Here is a 19,103-nt window from a genome sequence, read left to right on the forward strand (position 1 = left end):
CCACGCGGTCTTTCCGAGCCATTCGTCTCAGGAGGAAACATGAGCACGAGCCATAGGCGGCGCCTCGCCGCGGGTCTGACCGCGCTCGCGACCGTGGCGGCCGCGCTGACCCAGACAGCGCCTACGCCGGCCCACGCCATCTTCGGCACCGCGGACATCAAGCCGATCGAAAGCAACATCGCCACCAAGTTCTGGGCCTCGGCCACGGCCACCAGCGGCTCGTCCACCGCCCGGCTCGCCATCGACGGCAATCCCTCGACGTCCTGGCTGGCGACCAAGAGCGGCCCGCAGCGCCTGACCGTCGACCTCGGCGGCGCGTACGACAACCTGCGCAAGGTGCGGGTGGTCTTCGCCGAACCGGTCGCGGTCACTCGGTACGTCGTCGAGGCATCGTCGAACGGGCGCCGGTGGTCCAAGATCGCCGACCAGTCGCAGAACAGCGTTCGCGCGCGTGGCGCCGTACACCTGTTCACCCGCCCGGGCACGCGCTTCGTACGGCTCACTATCGCCGGATCGCCTGGCCGCGCCGGGGTGAGCGAGCTCGAGGTGCTGAACTACCTGCGCGACGATCTCGTACTCGGCGCCGACCTGTCCTGGGTGGACGACTACCAGACCCGCGAGTACTGGGTGAACCCGCTGGAGGCAGACCGTGGCGCCGGGCCACACCTGCTGGACGTGATGAAGGACCGCGGTACGCAGCACTCCCGGCTGCGGATCTGGAACGAGCCGCGCAGCGAGAGCACGGGGGAGCCGACGGCCATTCCGCGTCAAGGGCCGGAGCGTTCGCTGCAGTCTGCCCGGTGGATCAAGGAACGGGGCATGGGCCTCGGGATCGACTTCCACTACTCCGACTCCTGGGCGGACCCGAGCAAGCAGCCGAAGCCGCGGGCCTGGGCCGAGCTCGAGTTCGACCAGTTGACCCGCTCGGTGTACAGCTTCACCGCCGACTACCTGCGCAAACTGGCCGCGCAGGGCACCGTCCCGGCGAAGGTTGCTGTCGGCAACGAGATCATCAACGGCTTCATGTACGGCAGCGAGGCCGCCATGATCGGTACGACGGCCCCGCCGTACTTCGTCAACCAGGCGTCGGTCTATCAGTCCAAGCCCGGTGGCGGCCTGCTGTGGAAGTACTGGGGCTCGACGGATCCGGTCGAGCAGCGGTTGTACAACGAGGCGTGGGACCGGTTCACCACGCTGGCCGCGGCCGGTATCAAGGCGGTGCGCGACGCGTCGCCACGATCCAAGGTCGAGATCCACGTCATCGTCGGTACCGGCCGGCTGGCCAAGACGATGGAGTTCTGGCACCAGTTCCTCACCCGGGTCAAGGCCAAGGGGCAGAACCCCGACGTGCTGGCGATCTCGTACTACCCGGAGTGGCATGGCACGCCGGAAGCACTGGACGTCAACCTGCACACGATGGCCACCACGTATCCCGGCTACGAGCTCGACGTCGCTGAAACGTCCTACCCGGCGTCCGGTGGCAACGGCGCGCCGATGCCGAACTCGCCGTTCCCGCGCACGATCCAGGGACAGGCCGACGCCATCCAGCGGGTCTTCCAGGCGGCGAACGACGTGGTCGACAACCAGGGGACCGGCGTACTGACGTGGGAACCGGCCGGCTGGCAGACGATGTTCCGGGCCGTGCCCAACCTGCCGAACACCTGGGAACCACACGCGTCGATCGACGTGTACAACCTCAGCCGGGCCAAGCACATCCTGCAAGACACCGTCTACGCCGCCACTGTTGTGCGCACGGCGCCGGTGCTGCCGAGCACCATCCAAGTGCTGACCACCGCGACCAAACGGATCGCCCCGGTCCCGGTCACGTGGCAGGCATTACCACCTGGAGCGACCGACGCCCCCGGCCAGGTCACCATCACCGGGACGACCAGTAGGGGACCGGTGAAGGCCGTTATCGACGTGGTCGATCGCAAGTAGCTCGCCCCGCAGGAAGTGCAAACCGCCCCCAAGCACACCACGGAGACCGACGATGAAACTCAGATCCGCCCTCCTAGTATCGACCGCCCTCGCCGGGCTGGTCGGCCTGATGCCGACCTCGACCGCGCTGGCCGCCCCAGTTCGGTACGAGGCCGAGACCGCGCCGGCAACCTGTAGCGGCACGATCGATACCAACCACTCGGGCTATTCCGGGACCGGCTTCTGCAACGGCAGCAACGCGGTCGGCGCGGCGGCACAGTTCACCGTCAACGCCGCCGCTGCGGGTACGGCGACAGTGGGTGTGCGATACGCCAGCGGTACGACGGCCGCCCGGTCCGCGGACGTGCTCGTGAATGGTGCGAGGGCAACCACGACGTCGTTCGCCGGGACCGGTGCCTGGTCGACCTGGACGACGAAGGTCCTGACGGTTTCGGTCAACGCGGGCAGCAACACGATCCGGCTCAGCCCGACCACGGCCGACGGCCTACCCAACATCGACTACCTCGACTTCGAGGTGGGCGGTAGCGGAACCACCGGCACGGGCCTGCCGAGCGACCCGAACCTGCAGTACTACGGCCGATGGAACCGGTCGAATACGTCGTACTACTCCATGGGCTGGGCCGGCGGTTACGTCGACGCGCGCTTCACCGGGACCTCCATCGGCGTACGGCAGCGCAACGCGATCGACTTGTTCTACTCGATCGACGGGGGAGCCCTGCGGTGGCGCCGGAACGTCTCCGGCAACGTCACGCTCGCGACCGGACTGTCGAACACCTCGCACACCGTCCGGATCGGCTATCGCGAGCGGGCCGGCTCGTACAACGGCGACCCGGTCTTCGGCGGCCTGATCCTGCCCAGCGGAACGCAGACGGCGCCGGTCACGAGGGCGCGGAACATCGTCGAGTTCATCGGTGACTCGATCACGGTCGGCCAGCCGAATGCCGACCGGCCGTTCAGCGCGTACGGGTGGCTCACCGGCGAGGCGCTCGGAGCCGGCCATACCCAGGTGGCAGAAGGCGGCGCGTGCCTGGTCAGCCAGAACTGCGTCGGAATGATGGACTTCTTCCGCCGTTCGACGTCGCGATCGACCACGGACGACTGGAACTTCTCGACGTATCAGGCGAACGCGGTGGTGATCAACCTCGGCACCAACGACGTCGGCCACAGCGTGACCGGGCCGCAGTTCCAGCAGGGTTACATCGTCATGCTCGAGCGGGTTCGCCGCGCGTATCCCGGTGCGCAGATCTTCGCACTGCAGACCTTCCGGAACCGGTACGTAACGGAGACGCGCAACGCCGTCGCCGCTCGTACCTCCGCCGGAGACACCAAGGTCCGCTTTGTTGAGACCACGGGCTGGATCAACACGTCCACCGACATGGTCGACAGCGTGCATCCCAGCGACGCCGGTCACCGCAAGATCGCCCAGCGGCTGGCCCCGATCGTCAGCCCGTATCTCCCGGCGGCCGCGAAGGTGGCGTCCGACTGGGCGAACGAGCACGGGTCGGACCGATGAATCTCCGTCCGGCCGCGGTATCCGCCGCGATTCTGGCCGTCGCGGCGACCGTGTTCACCGCGATCGTCGCGACGGCGGCTCCGACCCGGTACGAGGCCGAGCTGGCTCCGGCCACGTGTGACGGCGTGATCGCGTCCGCACATACCGGCTACTCCGGCAGCGGGTATTGCGACGGCAGGAACGCCGTTGGCGCGGCCGCACAGTTCGCCGTTGACAGCTCGACGGCCGGAACGGTGAAGCTCGCGATCCGATTCGCGAACGGTACCGCGGCAACGCGCGCCGCCGACGTTCTTGTCAACGGTGCAAAGGTTTCGACGGCGGCATTCGAGACCACCGGTGGTTGGACCACCTGGAAGACGACGACGGTGACCCTGTCGTTGAACTCCGGCACGAGCACCGTGCGGTTCAGCCCGGTCGCGGCCGACGGCCTACCCAACCTGGACTACGCCGAGTTCGACGCGGCGGCGTTGTCCCGGTCGGAAGCCGAGGCGTCACCGGCGACCTGCGACGGCACGATCGACTCGAACTACGCGGGCTTCTCCGGCACCGGCTTCTGCAACGGCGACAACGCGATCGGCGCGGCGGCCCAGTTCGTCGTGAACGCAACGGGGGCGGGTTCGGTCACGCTGTCGGTCCGGTTCGCCAACGGTACGACGGCACGGCCGGCCGATGTTGTGGTGAACGGCCTAAAGGTGCAGTCGGCAACGTTCGAGAGCACCGGGGCCTGGTCGACGTGGTCCAGCAAGACCGTGGCGGTGCCGCTGAACGCCGGTAGTAACACCGTGCGGTTCAACCCGACCACCGCCAGCGGCCTGCCGAACATCGACTACCTGGACATGGTGCTGGAACCCAACCCGACGCCATGTGATCCACCGACGACTCCGCCCACCACTCCGCCGACGCAACCCCGCATCACGATCTGGCTGGCCGGCGACTCCACCATGGCGAACCCCTCGGGGGGAGCGAGTTGCCCGGTCGGTTGGGGCCACCAGTTCGCGCAGTACTTCAACGGCAACGTGACCGTGAAGAACAGCGCTGTTGGTGGAAGAAGCATTCAGACCTGGCTCTACGACCCGAACGTCACGAGCAACAAGAACTCCGCCGGTGAGTGCATCATCGGTCCGGGCGGCTACTCCGACCGCTGGCGAGCGATGCTCGACTCGGCCAACGGCATGAAGCCCGGCGACTACCTGTTCATCCAGTTCGGCATCAACGACGGTTCCAGCACCTGCCCGCGGCACGTGGGGTCGGCGCGGTACCGGGAACTGCTCGGCATGATGGCCAGCGCGGCCAAGGCACGCGGCGCTCATCCGGTCTTCCTGACGCCGGTTGCCGCGCTGCGCTGTTCGGGCAGTACGGCGGTGGGCAACCGCGGGTTCCTCACCGAGACCACCCAGGCCGCCGGCACCAGCCAGGTGCCCGTGATCGACCTGCACCGGCTGAGCTACACGCTCTACAACACGCTCAGGTTCTGCCCGTTCAACGGTGACTGGGGATCCGGTCCGGTCGGCGCGTTCTTCTGCAACGACCACACGCACTTCGATGTGTCCGGCGCCCGGCAGATCGCCGGTGTGGTCAGCAAGGCGGTGCGCGACCAGCGAATCCCGCTTTCCGCGTACCTGAAGTAGAAGCGCAGGGCCCCGGCGTGTCCCGCGCCGGGGCCCTGATCAAAAGGAGTTCGCATGCGTGTGGCCGAGGTGAGTAGCGGCGTCCGGAACGTCACGAGGGGGATGGGCAACTACACCACCTCAATCAAAGGATTCGCGGACGGTGTCGAACAGGCGAAGACGCTCGACCTGACCTTCGACTGGAGAACCGGCGTCGCCATCAGCGGCCACCAGGCGGGCATCGAGCTGCGCGACGACCGTGGCAATCTCGTTTTCGCCCTGGCCGGAACGGGCACCCACTTCCGGTACGGCGTGACCGGTCCGGCGTCCGAGTCGACCTGCGCGCCGGAGTCGCTCCACCCGGTCTGGACCGAGGTCGGGTTCGATCGTGCCAAGTGGTACACGGTGAACCTGCATCTCGACTTCACCTTGCGGCGGGTGCAGTACCTGATCGCCAGCAGGGAAACCGCCATGACCGTCATCGCGTCCGGTACGGCGAGTATCGCGGGCAAGAACCTCGCGAAGCTTGTCACCTGCAACTACTTCGGCACCGGCGTGCAGTCCATCGACAACTTCCGCCTCACCAAACCGGTCAACCCGGTGAACGGACGGCTGAAGAACAAGACCGTCTACGCCTTCGGTGACAGCATCGTCCAGGGCCATTCGTACCAGCGCGGTTTTGTGAACCTCGCGGCTGAACGCGAACTCCTGACCCTGACCAAGTACGCGCGAAACGGCGCGACGGTCGGCCCGGCCGGCACCACGGGCGGCCAGATCGTCACCCAGGTACGCAGTGCGGCCGCGATCGCGCCGGACCAGGTGGTGTTCAACGGCGGCACGAACGACGCCGAGCACCTCTTCACCAAGCGGTACGAGCTCGGCACGGTGGCTCGCGGCTTCGATCCCGCCGCCTTCGACAACTCCACCTACGCCGGATCACTCGAAACCACGCTCTCCGCGATGCGTGCCAAGTGGCCGAACACCCGGATCATCTACGTCGCCGTACACAAGCTTGGCTCGCGCGACTGGGAAACCCAGCTGGCGATCCGCGAAGCCACTCTGCGGATCTGCGGCAAGTGGGGCGTGAAGGTCGCGGACATCTTCAACGGTACGTCCCTCGACACCCGGATCGACAGCCATCGAGCCGCCTTCACCTTCGACGGCCTCGTCAACGGCTATCCCGGCACGGGCGGCACCGGCACCCACCCCAACCTCGCCGGCATCTCCGCCTTCTACCTACCCACCCTCATCGCCGCACTGCTGCAACCCTGACCACGGACCGAAGGTCAGTTCGTCGAGGGACTGGACACGCTTCACGTCTTCGTTGACATGGGCATCGTGGCGATCCAGGAGTGCGGCGTCCAGGCCCGCCGCCAGCGCACCCCGGACGTCGCCCGGCAGGGAGTTTCCGACTCCAATGGCCCACCCCGCGCCGTACGGACAAGACCCCCGCCCGGCGCCGTACGGACCAGATCCCGCCAGACGCCGTACGCCAGGTAACCGATGATGCGAGGACCCCGGCGACGGTCCAAGCGGACCGAACCAACGCCAGCCCTCATCCGGCCACCCACATCCCACCCATGGCACCAACCCGCCCGGCCGTCACACCTGACGCCCGCCCATCGCCGCGCTGGCCCTGGCGCCCCGAAGCCGCCCCACCGGGACGTCCCGCGTACCGGACCCACTGACCTGGGACGTCGCGCGCCGGACCCACTGACCTGGGACATCGCGCGCCGGACCCGCTGACCCGGGTCGTCGGGCGCCGCAGCCGCCGCACTGGACACCTGGCGTGCCGGATCTGCCGTACTGGGGACACCTTGCGGGAGCCGGGCACCCCAAACGGCTTCCTGGCAAGGGTTAAACCTGCCAGGCCACTACTTCCCCTGCTAGCTCCCGCTTCCCGTGCTGAGTTCGCGCTTGCCCTGGTAGGAGGCTGTTCCCCCAAGGCAGGACCGCATCTCGCGACTTGGAGAGTGAACCTGCGACGGCGGCAGCCAAGCGTGGTGGCCAGCTCCCATCTTCCGGCATGCGTAGCCCATCTTCAGGTGTCTGCTGGACAGAGTTTGGCCGGAAAAATGTCCAGCAGACTCCTAAAGATGGGCCCAAGTGAAAAGCGAAGGAGGTGATCCGCGGCAAGTCGGCGACCTGCGACGGGACGACGGGCGGCGTGCCGGCATGTGGGCCGGACAGAAGGCGCGGAGGGGCGGAACGGACGGCGGCGCGGAGGGGCGGAACGGACGGCGGCGCGGAGGGGTGGTGGGGCGGAACGGAGGGGCGGAAGGGCGGCGCGGTCGGGCGGCGGGGCGAGGGCGAGGGGGTCGTCGACTTAGCGGGGATGGTCCTATGGAGGCCAACCGGCGACAACCGGGAGGGTAGTCAGGCGTGATCGGCCAGCCGGTACGTCAGGGCCGTGCGTACTCGCGCACCAAGTCCTCGCCCGTCCACACGCGGTAGCTCGTCCACGCGCGGTAGCCCGTTCATGCGCGTCCGCGTGCGGGGGTCCGTTGACGCCGGTTCGCGTGCGGTGGCCCGTGCACGTGCGGTGGCCCGTTCACGCGTGTTTGCGTGCGGTAGGTCGTCGATGGCGGTGCGCGTGAGTGGTCGCGTGTGCTCGTGGCTACTCGCGTGGACGGGTGGGGCCGGTCGGGATGGGGCGTGCTGCGCCGATTTGCGGCGTCCGGCCAAGCGCGGCGGCCAAGCGCGGCGGCCAAGCGCGGCGGCCAGGCGCGGCGGCCAGGCGCGGCGACCCGCGCATCCGGCCTGTTGGCTCACCAAGGCTGGGTGCAAGGCAACGAGGCGCCGAGTCAGCGGCCTGTGCCGGGTAGGCGAACGGCCGGATACGCGGGCGGGTGGATGGACGGGCAGGGGCGTGGGTGGGGAGGCTCGGGGAAGTGGGGGCGATGGACTCGCCTCATCACTGTTAAGGGGTGGGGGAGGCGGCTATTTGGGTTACTAGGAAGTCGAGGCGTTCTTCTTGGTGGGTGGCGGGGATTCGGCCGCTGTCGGCTAGTACGGCCATGCCGTGCAGGGTGCTCCAGGTGACTTCGGCGAACAGCTCGCGTCGGTCGTTCTCCGGGGGGAAGCAGTTGACGAACTCGTCGAAGCAGGCCCGCAGCGGCGCGGGCGTTTCGGCGCTCGCGAACTTGAGATCGGTGGGCAGGATGAACATCGCCTGGTACTGCGCCGGCCGCTCGGCCGCGAACTTCAGATAGGCGCGGCACACCGCTCGCAAGGCCTGCCCACGTTTGCGAGCGGTCTCCCGCGCAGTCCGCAGATGGTCGGCCAGTTCGACGAAGCTGTCGAGGGCGACGGCGCTGACGATGGCGTCTTTGCCGTTGAAGTGGCTGTACAGCACGGGCTGGCTGTACTCGACACGTTCGGCCAGGCGTCGTGTAGTCACCGCCTCCCAGCCTTCGGTCTCCGCGAGCTCGCGCGCGGCGTTGATGATCAGCTGACGGCGGTCGGCACGTTCGCGTTCGCGGCGTTCGGAGAGAGCGGACATGACCACATTCTAGCAGCGCTAGACATTCTGTCGTAGCTATGGCTATCGTTGCTACCAGTTCTAGCGCCGCTAGCATTTCCGCCCGGCGCTTTCGCCCAAGAGGGGAAGCAACATGCTCATCAACGTCGCCAACGTGCTCGCCGGACTGATCGGCGTAGGCATCATCGTCATCGGGGCGCGCGCGTTGTGGGTCCCGCAGGCCGCAGCCGGTTTCGGTATTCCGGGCACGCGGACCGAAGACCCGAACTTCCAGGCCTGGCTGTCCGTCAAAGCCGTGCGCGACATCGCCTCAGGGCTCTTTATCTTCGTACTGCTGGCCGGCGCGGCTCCGCACCTGCTGGGCTGGTTCATGCTGGTCGCGACCGGCATTCCGCTGGGCGACGCGCTGATCGTGCTGCGCAGCAAGGGCCCCAAGGCGATCGCGTACGGCGTCCACGGCGCCACCGCCGCGGTAATGCTGCTGATCAGCCTGCTTCTCCTTGTCGGCTAGCCGATCGCCGGTTTTGACGTAGAGCGCCCAGGACAGGGGAGCGCAACGCGGATGCAGCGGTGGCCTTCATCGGCCACTCAAGTTTCGCTCAAGAAGTGCGGCGAGCCCGATACCTACCGTTAGGCCGCCGTGGTGTCCGCCACGGCGCAGCTTCGGTGCGTATTCACCGCTTGCCCACCTGTGAGGCTCCTATGCTCGATCGGCCGCCGCAACGCCCTGCGCGATGGCTTTCGTTGACTCGTTTGATCACCACTGTGCTCACGGCACTGGCTCTCCTGGCCGCCGGCACCGTCGCCGCGCAGGCGGATGAGCCGCCGGACGGCGAACTGCCGCTGCCCGCGTGCCCCACTTTCACCGGCGACCCGTCCGCCGCGGACGAGTTCGAGGCGTACAAGCTCGCGCTCGCGTGTGGCGTCAACGTGGAAGTGCTGTCTTTACGCGGCATCGACCGGCAGGCGTTCGCGACGCCCGCGGGCATGCTCGACACCCAGATCGCCGTCGAGCCGTACTGGGTCCAGAACGCCGACGGCGCCTGGGTCGATATCGATCCGGCCCTGGTCGCCCGGCCGGATGGTTCCGCCCAGACGGCCGCGACGGTGATCCGGGTGGAGACCGGTGCCGGTGGTACCGCTCCGTTTGTGACCGCGACCGACCCGGACGGCGGCGTACTTTCGCTGACCTGGCCGAAGGGCCCGTTGCCCAAGCCGGTGATCAGCGGCTCGGTGGCGACGTTCCCGAACGTGCTGCCGGACGTGGATCTGGCCGTACAGGCCGAGGCGGTCGGTTTCTCCTGGGTGCTCGTCGTGAAAACGCAGGACGCGGCGAACAACCCGGAGCTGGCCACGATTCGTGTCGGCATCACAACGGTCGGGCTGACCGTCTCCGAAGACGCCGAGTCCGGTCGCATCGAGGTGCTGAACGCCGACGGTGACGTCGTGTTCGAGGCGGGCCAGGGCATCATGTGGGATTCGTCGACCGCCGGCACCGCCACCGCCAAGCGTACGGCGACCGCTGGGCGAATGGCCGAAGTCGACGTACGGCGGACCGCGACGGGTCTCACCATGATTCCGGACGCGACCATGCTGGCCGATCCGAATCTGAAGTTCCCGCTCTACATCGATCCGCCGTTCACGTCGACGCGCAAGGCGTGGGCGAACGTGTTCCAGGGCCGTCCGACCAAGGGCTGGACCGGTGACACCAGCTGGCCGCGTTCCGGCGGTATGCGCGTCGGCCGCGACACGTGGAGCACCTGCGGGGACGGCTGTGGCCTGTGGCGGTCGGCGATCAAGCTCGACATCGGCAAGCTCAAGGGCAAGTACATCGACTCGGCGAGCGTCAACATGCTCCAGACCCACACGGGCGGTTGCGGGGACCAGGGGCTGCAACTGTGGCGCACCGGCGAGATCTCGAACGGGACTTCCTGGAACGGCATCAACTGGTGGTACGGCGCTCCGCTGCAGTCGAAGTCCGTGCCCTCGTCGAACACCACCGGGTGTTCCGGCAAGTCGGACGAGTGGGTGAAGTTCGACGGCGCCAACATCAAGAAGCGGGTGCAGTCGGCGGCTTCCCACAAGGACGCCTCGATCACTTTCGGCCTGCGGTCGTCCAACGAGGACTCGAGGGACGCATGGCGCCGGATCAAGACGTCGACGGTGAAGCTGCACGTGACGTACTACATCTATCCGCCGCACCCGGACCGGCTGAAGGTCGACGGCGCGGGCTGCGACCCGACCGAATCCGGTTCGCCGTGGATCAACGAGCGCTACCCGACCTTCTCCGCCCGCGTGCGCACGTCGGAGTCGGAGTCGGTGTTCTGGCGGTTCCGGGTGCGCAAGGTGGCTTCGGAGAGCAACTTCTTCTACTACCGCACGCCGAATCCGGTCGCCGCGTCGACGCAATCGAGAAAGAGCACGACGGCGCTGCCCGACGGACCGTACAAGTGGCAGGCGCGCAGTGACTCGCGCCAGAGCGAAGCGGTGAACTCGGGCTACACGAACTACTGCTACTTCCGGGTGGACGCCACCACGCCCACCGTGCCGGAGGTGACCGGACCGACGGGGGCCGTCACCGAAGGAACGACCGTGAGCGTGACGGTTTCGGCGAGTGATCCGCTGGTCAACGGTTCCCGCTCAGGCCTGAACCGCTTCGAGTACTCGTGGACCACGGACACGTTCGACCAGTCGATCGCCTCGACCGGTACGACGACGATCAAGCGGCCGGCCGTCACCGCGGGGCGCCAGGTGCTCTACGTCCGGGCGGTCGACAACGCGGGCAACAAGTCGAAGCAGAAGGTGTTCACGTTCTTCGCGGGCCGCAACATTCCGAAGACGCCGATGGGCGCATGGCGGCTCGGTGGCGACTTGACCGACGACACCGATCACGGCAAGAACCTGAGCGTGCTCACCAGCGATCCCGCCTTCGTCGCCGACCCGGGCGACCCGGCCAACGTCGCGGTCGAGTTCGACGGCAACGACTGCCTCAAGGCGCCCACGGCGATCCGGACCGACGCGGCGTTCTCGGTCGCACTGTCGGTCCGCATGGACGCCACGAACGGCACTGGTTACTCGAAGGTTCTGGCGCAGGGGAACCTGAGCCACTCGATGTACCAGATCCAGCACAACGGGGCGAACAACACCTGGTCCTTCTCGCTGGTGGACGCCCCCGGCGACACGTACGGCTGGAAGAGCATCAGCGTCCCGAACCCGGTCGCGCTGGGCAAGTGGCTGCGTATCGTCGCGACCTACGACCCCGACGCCGGACTGTCGCGCATCTACCTCAACGGCGTTCTGGCCGGGGAGCTCGCGGTGAGCTTCACACCGTGGAACGCGACCAGCTTCTTCAGTCTCGGCTGCCTTCCGACCGCGTCCGGCGGGGCCGCGCACACCTTCAGAGGCGCGGTGGAGCAGGTCGGGGTTTGGCAGGGCCTGCTGACCGCCACCGAGATCAAGTACGGCGCGGTGCTTCCGCACGGCGAGATCGCCCACTGGGACCTGCGTGGCGACGGCACGGACGCCAGCAGCTTCGGCCGCGACCTGACCTTGCCGGCCTCGGCCGAACAGGGCTTCGACCCGTTCGGCCGTCCCGACGGCTCCCTCGTGCTCGACGGTCAGACCTGCGCCACCACGAGTACGCCGATCGTGCCGGCGGACGAGCCGTTCGGTATCGGTGCCTGGGTGAAGCCCGTCCAGGTGAAGGGCGGACGCCAGGTGCTGTTCTCCCAGGCCGACGCCGCGGGCGACGGCTTCCTGATGAGGATCACGGCCGACGGCCACTGGGAGGTGGGCGCACTGTCCCACTTCGGCACCGTGTCCATGACCCCGATGAGCGCGGGAACATACATCCCGCCCAAGGCCGGCTGGCAGTACGTGGAGGTGCAGTACGAGGGCGCCGGCAGGTGGATCGTCAGCGTCGATGGCCGCAAGGGTGCGGTCTTGGCACGGGGAGTTCCCGGTCGCGCCGACGGCCCGCTGACGATCGGCTGCAGCGACAAGGGCCAAGGCCGGCACGACTTCTTCAAGGGCCTGATCCACGATGTGGAGGTCTGGCGCGGCATCAAGCCCGTGACTTCGCTGAAGATCTCTCCGCCCGCCGAGCTGGCGTCCTGGTGGGGGCTGGAGGAGACCGGGGTCGACGAGTCCGGAAAGGGCCGTGATCTCACCTTCGCCGGCGCGCCCCGTTTCAACGACGGCTTCTGGGACAACCCGGACAGCGCGCTCGAGCTGGACGGCACGAACTATGCGGCGACAGCCACGCCGGTCGTTGCCACCGACGAGTCGTTCACCGTCGGCGGCTGGGTGCGACTCGATGCGCTGGACACGCACCAGACCATCGTGTCGGCAGCAGGTGCGAACGCGACCGGTCTCCGGCTGCGGTTCAGCACCACCTACCAGCGGTTCGAGTTCGGCATGGGTTCGCAGGACACCGCCGATGCTCCGGGCCGTTGGGCCAGCGGAGGCCCGGCTCCCACCGTGGGCACCTGGTACTTCGTTGTCGGCAGCTTCGACCTGCGAACCAAGATGATGCGGCTGTACGTCAACGGCGAGCTCGCCGGAACCAGCATCGGCCCGGATGTCCCGTGGAAAGCCGCGGGGCCGCTCGTGATCGGTGCCGGCGACACGACTACCGGTGCACCCTTCCACCACCTGAAGGGACGGGTGGACGACGTCGTGGTCTGGCACAACGCGGTGTCGCCCCGAGCCATCAAGAACATGTACGGCACGAACGAGATGGTGGCCTGACAATGCGAAATCTCAAGCTCAAAGCCGGGGCCGTCGCCACCTCGCTGGTGCTGTCCCTGTTAGTGCTCTCGTCTTCGGCGCACGCCGGTTTCGAGCGCAATCCGCAGGCGTACTCGTCCACGCCGGTCGAAGGCGTCGCGGGCGCGGACTCCGCCTTCCGGGACGCCGCCGCCGACTGGTCCGGCGAGGCCGCCGACGCGGCCGGTACCGCCGATGACGGCAACTGGTCGGCCACGGACCTGGCCGCGGCCGGGTCCTGGTCACAGGGCGGTTCGTCCGGCGCGTTCTCCTACTCCTACGACATGCGAGTGCCACCCGCCGTCGGCCCGGTGCCGTCGCTCGGCCTGTCCTACTCGTCCGCCGAACATGACGGACGGACGTCGGGGTCGAACAACCAGGCGTCCATCGTGGGCGACGGCTGGTCCTACGCGCCGAGCTTCATCGAGCGGACCTACGTGGCCTGCTCCGACGACAAGGGTGGGAACCAAGGCAGCAACCCGACCGGCGATCGTTGCTGGGAAGGCGATTCGCCTTCGATGACGGTCACCCTCGACGGTGTCAGTACCTCGCTGGTACTCGACGACACCACCGGTCAGTGGAAGGCCGCGGACGACCTGGACTGGCGCATCCAGCACGCCGGTTCGCGGGCCACGGCAAGCGGCGCGACCACCGAACAGTGGACGATCACGACCACGGACGGGACCAGGCACTACTTCGGTTCCGTCGCCGCGTCCCGCTGGACGATGCCGGTGTTCGGCAACCACTCCGGCGAGACCTGCCACAAATCCGGTGACTTCAAGGGGTCTCGTTGCGACCAGGCCTACCGGTGGGTGCTGGACAAGTCCGTCGACGTGCACGGCAACCTGGCCCGCTACACCTATGAGACGGCGACGGGCCGGTACGCGCCGGCCGTCGATTCGGACACCCAGGCGACGTACATCCGGGACGGCTGGCTCAAGACCATCGAGTACGGTCTGCGCTCGAACGAGAGCACGGTGAAGACGGCCAAGGTCGAGTTCACGATGTCCGATCGCTGCCTGTCGGACTGCCGCGAGACCAGCGGTGACCCGAAGAAGGCGAAATGGCCGGACACCCCGTGGAATCTGACCTGCAAGGCCGGAACCAAGTGTGAGCGGTACACACCGGCCTTCTTCTCCGCGAAGCGGCTGACCGGCGTCACCACCTATGTTGCCTCCAGCAACGGATACGCAGCCGTCGACTCCTGGACCCTGAAGCACGCATTCAAGGACTACGGGGACAAGGAACAGGTCGTGCTGTGGCTGGCGTCGATCAAGCACACCGGTCACGTCGGCGGTACGGCTTCCACGCCCGCCGTGGAGTTCGGTGGCACGTTCCTGCCCAACCGGGTCGACACGGGGGAGTCGTTCCCGGGGATCTGGCGGCCGCGGCTGACCTCGATCAAGAACGAGTCCGGCGGCGTCACCACGATCAACTACACCGAGCCCGACTGTGCGCGCGGGAACATGCCTGGCAGCGCGCATCAGAACAACCGGCGCTGCTTCCCCGCGCGCTACACGCCGGAAGGCCTGACCGAGCCCGTCGACGTCTACTTCCACAAGTACGTCGTACGCTCGATCGCCGAGTCCGACGCGACCGGTGGCGGCGACACGGTGTGGAAGTTCTACGAGTACTCCACCGACGGGGGCGGCACGAACGCGCTGTGGGCCTGGAACGACGCCGAGTTCGTGCAGAAGAAGGACCGCGACTGGAACCAGTGGCGTGGTTACGCGCAGGTCGTCACGCTGACGGGTGACCCGGCGGACCGCGGATCGCAGGAGCGATCGCGGGCCCGGTACTACCGGGGCCTGGACGGCGACAGGCTGCCCAACGGCGCGAAGCGCTCGGTCACGCTGACCGACGCGGCCGGCAACACCGCGCCGGATCATCGCGCGCTCGCGGGCTCCGAGTGGGAGTCGGCGTCGTTCGACGACACCACGCTGATCGGCGCGGAGACGACCTGGTACTGGACGTCGCGGACCGCGAAGCGCAGTTACGAGGGCGGCTCGATCGAGGCATGGCTGACCGGGGAGCGCCGGACCGACGTACGCACGTCGCTGGCGCCTTCGGTCTGGCGCACGACCCGGACCGAGACCGTTCACGATGACCGCGGGCGTGAGGTGCGGGTGGACTACCAAGGTGACGTCAGCAAGAGCGGTGACGAGCGCTGCGTGCGGACCACCTACGTGGACAACACCACGGCGTGGCTGCTGGAATCCGTGTCCTCGGTGGAGTCGGTATCAGTCGGCTGTACGGCAGCCACGGTGAATCGGCCGGCCGATGTGGTCGGGTCGGTGCGGGCGTTCTACGACGGCAGCACCTCGCTCACCGCCGCGCCGACCAGAGGGCTGATGACCCGGTCCGACGCGCTGGAGAGCTGGAACGGCGGCGCGGTGTACAAGACGATCGGAACGTCCACGTTCGACGCTCTCGGCCGTCAGCTCGTCGCGACAGATGCCCTCGGCAACAAGACGACAACCGCATATACGCCCGCGGGCGGTGGCCCGGTCACATCGACCGTTACCACCAACGCGCTGGGGCACGCCACCACGGCCAAGTTGGCGCCCGCCTGGGGAACCACCACCGAGACGGTGGATCCGAACGCTCGCCGTACGGTCGCCGCCTATGATCCGTTCGGCCGGCGGAGCGCGGTCTGGCTGCCCGGCCGGGATCCGGCGACGGAGAGTGCCAGCCAGAAGTTCAGCTATGCCGTCTCGCAGCACGCTCCGACGACGGTGAAGACCGAGCGGATGATGCACGACGGCTCGTACCTCACCAGCATCGCGTTGTACGACGGCCTGATGCGGGAACGCCAGACCCAGGCCCAGACCAACGGCGGCCGCCTGATCACGCAGACCGTCTACGACTCGTACGGGCGGGCGCGGTACAGCTCGGGCCCGGTGTTCAACAACGCGTCCGGTCCGAACGGCAGTCTCGTGCGGATCAGCAGGTCGAACGACCTGGCCCGGACCGAGTTCGTCTACGACGGCGCCGGCCGGGTCACCGACGAGGTGTTCGTCGTCAAGGACCAGGAGAAGTGGCGTACGTCGTACCGCTTCGGCGGCGACGCCACGAACTGGAAGACCACCGTCATCCCGCCCGAGGGTGGCACGAGCAAGTCCACCTTGGCGGACGCGCTGGGCCGCACGGTAGAGCTCCGGCAGTACCGCGACCGGGGTGCGACGGGGGCCTTCGACTCCACGAAGTACTCGTATGCCGGCAACGGTCAACTGCGTCAGGTCACCGACCCCGCGCTCAACAAGTGGACCTACGAGTACGACCTGCGTGGCCGTCGTACCGCCCTGCACGACCCGGACACCGGGACGTCGAGGACGGCGTACAACCCGGCCGGGCAGATCACGGCGACCACCAACGCCAACAACGAGACCCTGACCTACAAGTACGACGTACTGGGCCGGCCCACGAAGGTGCTCTCCGCAGCGACCACCCTGATCGATCGCGCCTACGACCAGGCGGAGTTCGGGATCGGGATGCCGTTCACGGCGACCCGGTGGGTCGACGGGCAGGCGTGGACGACGGAGACGCGCAAGTACACGCCCGAAGGCCGGCCGAAGCAGGTGTACACGCACTTGCCGCAGGCCGCGGGACCGCTGGCCGGCTCGTACTGGGAGGCGTTCACGTACAACGAGGACGGTTCGCTGCGCACGTACGGCGCGAAGGGCGTGGGTGGTCTCAACGAGGAGGTCTTGACCCAGTCGTACGACTCGTTGGGCCGGCCCGGACGCGTCACGGCGTGGGGGGACGACTTCGGCTTCGGCAAGGTTTACGTGGACGAAGCGGTCTACTCGCCGTACGGGCAATTGCTGCAGCGCAGGCTCGGTGATCCCGCTGATGTCGGTGGGACCTCGGGACAGACGTGGCAGACGTGGATCTACGAGGAGGGCACTCGCAGGCTCTCGGAGTTCTACTTCGACAAGGACACCGCCGGGGGCTTTGACGGGAACAACTACGGAATCGCGGCGTTGTCGTACCGGTACGACAACTCGGGCAACGTGCGGTCCATCGTGGACAACCCCGTGCACACCTCGGACCAGCTCGCTCCGGAAACGCAGTGTTTCCAGTACGACTACCTGCAGCGGCTCACGGATGCGTGGGCGCAGGCGGGTGCGTCGGCGGCCTGTGCTGCCGAGCCGTCGACCCGTACCGTCGGCGGGCCGGGCGCGTACGGGTCGTCGTACGAGTACGACGCAGTGGGCAACCGGAAGGCCGAGACCAAGTGGACGCCGACCGGTTCGGTACAGAAGACCTACGCGTACAGCCAGGCGGCCGAGGCCGGTCCGCACGAGCTGACCGGTGTCACCTCGACCGGCGGTGCCGCGACCGCGTTCAGCTACGACAAGGCCGGTTTCACCACTGGCATTGATCGTGGTGGCCAGGTGGACGTACTGAACTGGAACCCCACGGGCCGGCTGGAGACGATCAAGTCGAACGAGGGCACGGCGAAGTTCATCGACAACGCCGACGGCCGGCGCCTGCTGCGGGTCGACACGAACGGCGATCTGAAGGCCTGGGTCGCGGGCTACGAACTGACCTATACGAAGGCGACGGGAGCCGTCGAAGCGACGCGTTACTACAAGCACGGCGAGACCGTCGTCGGCGTACGCAACGGCCGCGGCGACATCCAGTGGCTCGCGGGCGACCACCACGGCACGAACCAGTGGATCGTCAACGGAGACACGCTGACGGCGACGGTCCGGCGGCGCGATCCGTTCGGCAACGTCCGGGGCGCGGCCCCGCCGAGCTGGCCGGACAACCGCGGATTCGTTGGCGGTATCCAGAACGACGAGGTCGAGCTGACCACGGTCGGCGCTCGCGAGTACGACGCGGTCACCGGTCGGTTCATGTCGGCGGATCCGCTGATGGACCTCATGGATCCCCAGCAGATCAATGGCTACGCGTACGCGAACAACTCACCGGTGACGATGTCGGACCCGAGCGGACTGAGGAGTGTGCGGAAGGCGCCGCGGCCGCCGAAGCCGCCGACACCGATCAAGAGGCCGAAGAAGGCATCGAAGAGCTCCCATCACACCAAGGGTCCGAAGCGGCCGGGCAACTCGGCGGCGGCGGGTATTGGCCGGGACGCGGCGGGGCGGAGGGGTCCCCGCAACGAAGCGCAGCCGCCGAGGCTGCCGGTCCCCATTCCGGACCCGTACGATCGCAACGACCGTGACCAAGGACGAGTTGGCGGCCGGAATCCCGGTGGAAAAAACGGTATGCCGCGCGAACGCAAGTGGGACGACTGGCTGTGGGACTACTCCGATTCCGTGGCGGAGACCAACGCCCAGATGATGTGCGGACTGTTCATGACCGCCGCGTACGAGCAGTGCGTCGAGTCTCAGAAGGACCAAGCGCCCGGCGGTGTCGGCTGGTGTTCGGCCTTGGTCGGAGCCGTCTTCTTGTCGGAGTCGAACAGTGCCTGTGTCACCTACACCAGGGACGACGGGCTCGTCGTCTCCAGAGGGCAGCAGGTGGGCGGCTCCAACTCTGTTGGCGGCAGTTTCAATGTTGGCCCCTACGTCACCTCGGCCAATGACGCCGGCAGCATCGCAGGAGGTGGTTGGGGTGCGAGCATCGACGTCGGTCTTGGGGAGTTCGTTTCCGTTGGCGTGAGCGGATCCAGGTCGGATGCCGGTGATTGGTCGGTGGGTGCGAACTCCGGTGCTGGAGTCGGTACCTGTGTGCCCGACGTCATCGTGTGTGTGTCGGTCTTCCGTGAGGACAACGAGGCGGTGACGCTCGACGATGCCCTAGAAGTGCTGGGCTGGAAGGACTGACT

General features: G+C 67.6%; 8 protein-coding genes. 7 read left to right on the top strand and 1 reads right to left on the bottom strand.

The features are described 5' to 3' along the window. Positions 1–39 precede the first annotated feature (39 nt). The 4 genes from ACFFGN_RS19665 to ACFFGN_RS19680 are packed head-to-tail and all read left to right on the top strand — an operon-like array spanning position 40 to position 6,330. The gene (locus ACFFGN_RS19665) at positions 40–1,938 is read left to right on the top strand and encodes a glycosyl hydrolase 53 family protein (RefSeq protein ID WP_380049615.1); all 1,899 of its coding nucleotides are present in this window, start codon (positions 40–42) and stop codon (positions 1,936–1,938) included. 52 nt (positions 1,939–1,990) lie between these two features. Continuing rightward, a complete protein-coding gene (locus ACFFGN_RS19670; RefSeq protein ID WP_380049617.1) occupies positions 1,991–3,451 on the top strand; it encodes a GDSL-type esterase/lipase family protein in 1,461 nt (486 codons plus the stop codon). After that, on the top strand, positions 3,448–5,079 hold the full coding sequence (locus ACFFGN_RS19675) for a carbohydrate-binding protein (RefSeq protein ID WP_380049619.1): 1,632 nt from the start codon (positions 3,448–3,450) through the stop codon (positions 5,077–5,079). Before ACFFGN_RS19670 ends, ACFFGN_RS19675 begins: the two co-directional genes overlap by 4 nt. A 54-nt stretch (positions 5,080–5,133) precedes the next feature. Next, entirely contained in the window at positions 5,134–6,330 is a 1,197-nt protein-coding gene (locus tag ACFFGN_RS19680) for an SGNH/GDSL hydrolase family protein (protein WP_380049621.1), read from the top strand. Positions 6,331–7,978: 1,648 nt separating this feature from the next. Here the strand turns inward: ACFFGN_RS19680 and ACFFGN_RS19685 are convergent. Next, positions 7,979–8,560: a TetR/AcrR family transcriptional regulator gene (locus tag ACFFGN_RS19685; RefSeq protein ID WP_380049623.1), complete on the bottom strand. Its 582-nt coding sequence runs from the start codon at positions 8,558–8,560 to the stop codon at positions 7,979–7,981. A gap of 112 nt (positions 8,561–8,672) precedes the next feature. Here ACFFGN_RS19685 and ACFFGN_RS19690 point away from each other — a divergent pair, with 112 nt between their 5' ends. From ACFFGN_RS19690 to ACFFGN_RS19700, 3 genes are all read left to right on the top strand, one after another. Beyond that, the gene (locus tag ACFFGN_RS19690) at positions 8,673–9,050 is read left to right on the top strand and encodes a DUF4267 domain-containing protein (RefSeq protein WP_380049625.1); all 378 of its coding nucleotides are present in this window, start codon (positions 8,673–8,675) and stop codon (positions 9,048–9,050) included. 233 nt (positions 9,051–9,283) lie between these two features. Continuing rightward, positions 9,284–13,288 (top strand): LamG-like jellyroll fold domain-containing protein, encoded by a 4,005-nt coding sequence (locus ACFFGN_RS19695; RefSeq protein WP_380049627.1) that lies wholly within the window; start codon positions 9,284–9,286, stop codon positions 13,286–13,288. A 2-nt stretch (positions 13,289–13,290) separates the two neighbouring features. Beyond that, a complete protein-coding gene (locus ACFFGN_RS19700) occupies positions 13,291–19,101 on the top strand; it encodes an RHS repeat domain-containing protein (RefSeq protein WP_380049629.1) in 5,811 nt (1,936 codons plus the stop codon). Positions 19,102–19,103 lie beyond the last annotated feature (2 nt).

Source organism: Kribbella deserti (assembly GCF_042434725.1).
GTDB classification, from domain to species: domain Bacteria; phylum Actinomycetota; class Actinomycetes; order Propionibacteriales; family Kribbellaceae; genus Kribbella; species Kribbella deserti.

Coding starts and splice junctions, on each gene's coding strand:
- ACFFGN_RS19670 (WP_380049617.1), top strand. CDS start 1,991: ATGAAACTCAGATCCGCCCTCCTAGTATCGACCGCCCTCGCCGGGCTG.
- ACFFGN_RS19675 (WP_380049619.1), top strand. CDS start 3,448: ATGAATCTCCGTCCGGCCGCGGTATCCGCCGCGATTCTGGCCGTCGCG.
- ACFFGN_RS19700 (WP_380049629.1), top strand. CDS start 13,291: ATGCGAAATCTCAAGCTCAAAGCCGGGGCCGTCGCCACCTCGCTGGTG.
- ACFFGN_RS19665 (WP_380049615.1), top strand. CDS start 40: ATGAGCACGAGCCATAGGCGGCGCCTCGCCGCGGGTCTGACCGCGCTC.
- ACFFGN_RS19680 (WP_380049621.1), top strand. CDS start 5,134: ATGCGTGTGGCCGAGGTGAGTAGCGGCGTCCGGAACGTCACGAGGGGG.
- ACFFGN_RS19690 (WP_380049625.1), top strand. CDS start 8,673: ATGCTCATCAACGTCGCCAACGTGCTCGCCGGACTGATCGGCGTAGGC.
- ACFFGN_RS19685 (WP_380049623.1), bottom strand. CDS start 8,560: ATGTCCGCTCTCTCCGAACGCCGCGAACGCGAACGTGCCGACCGCCGT.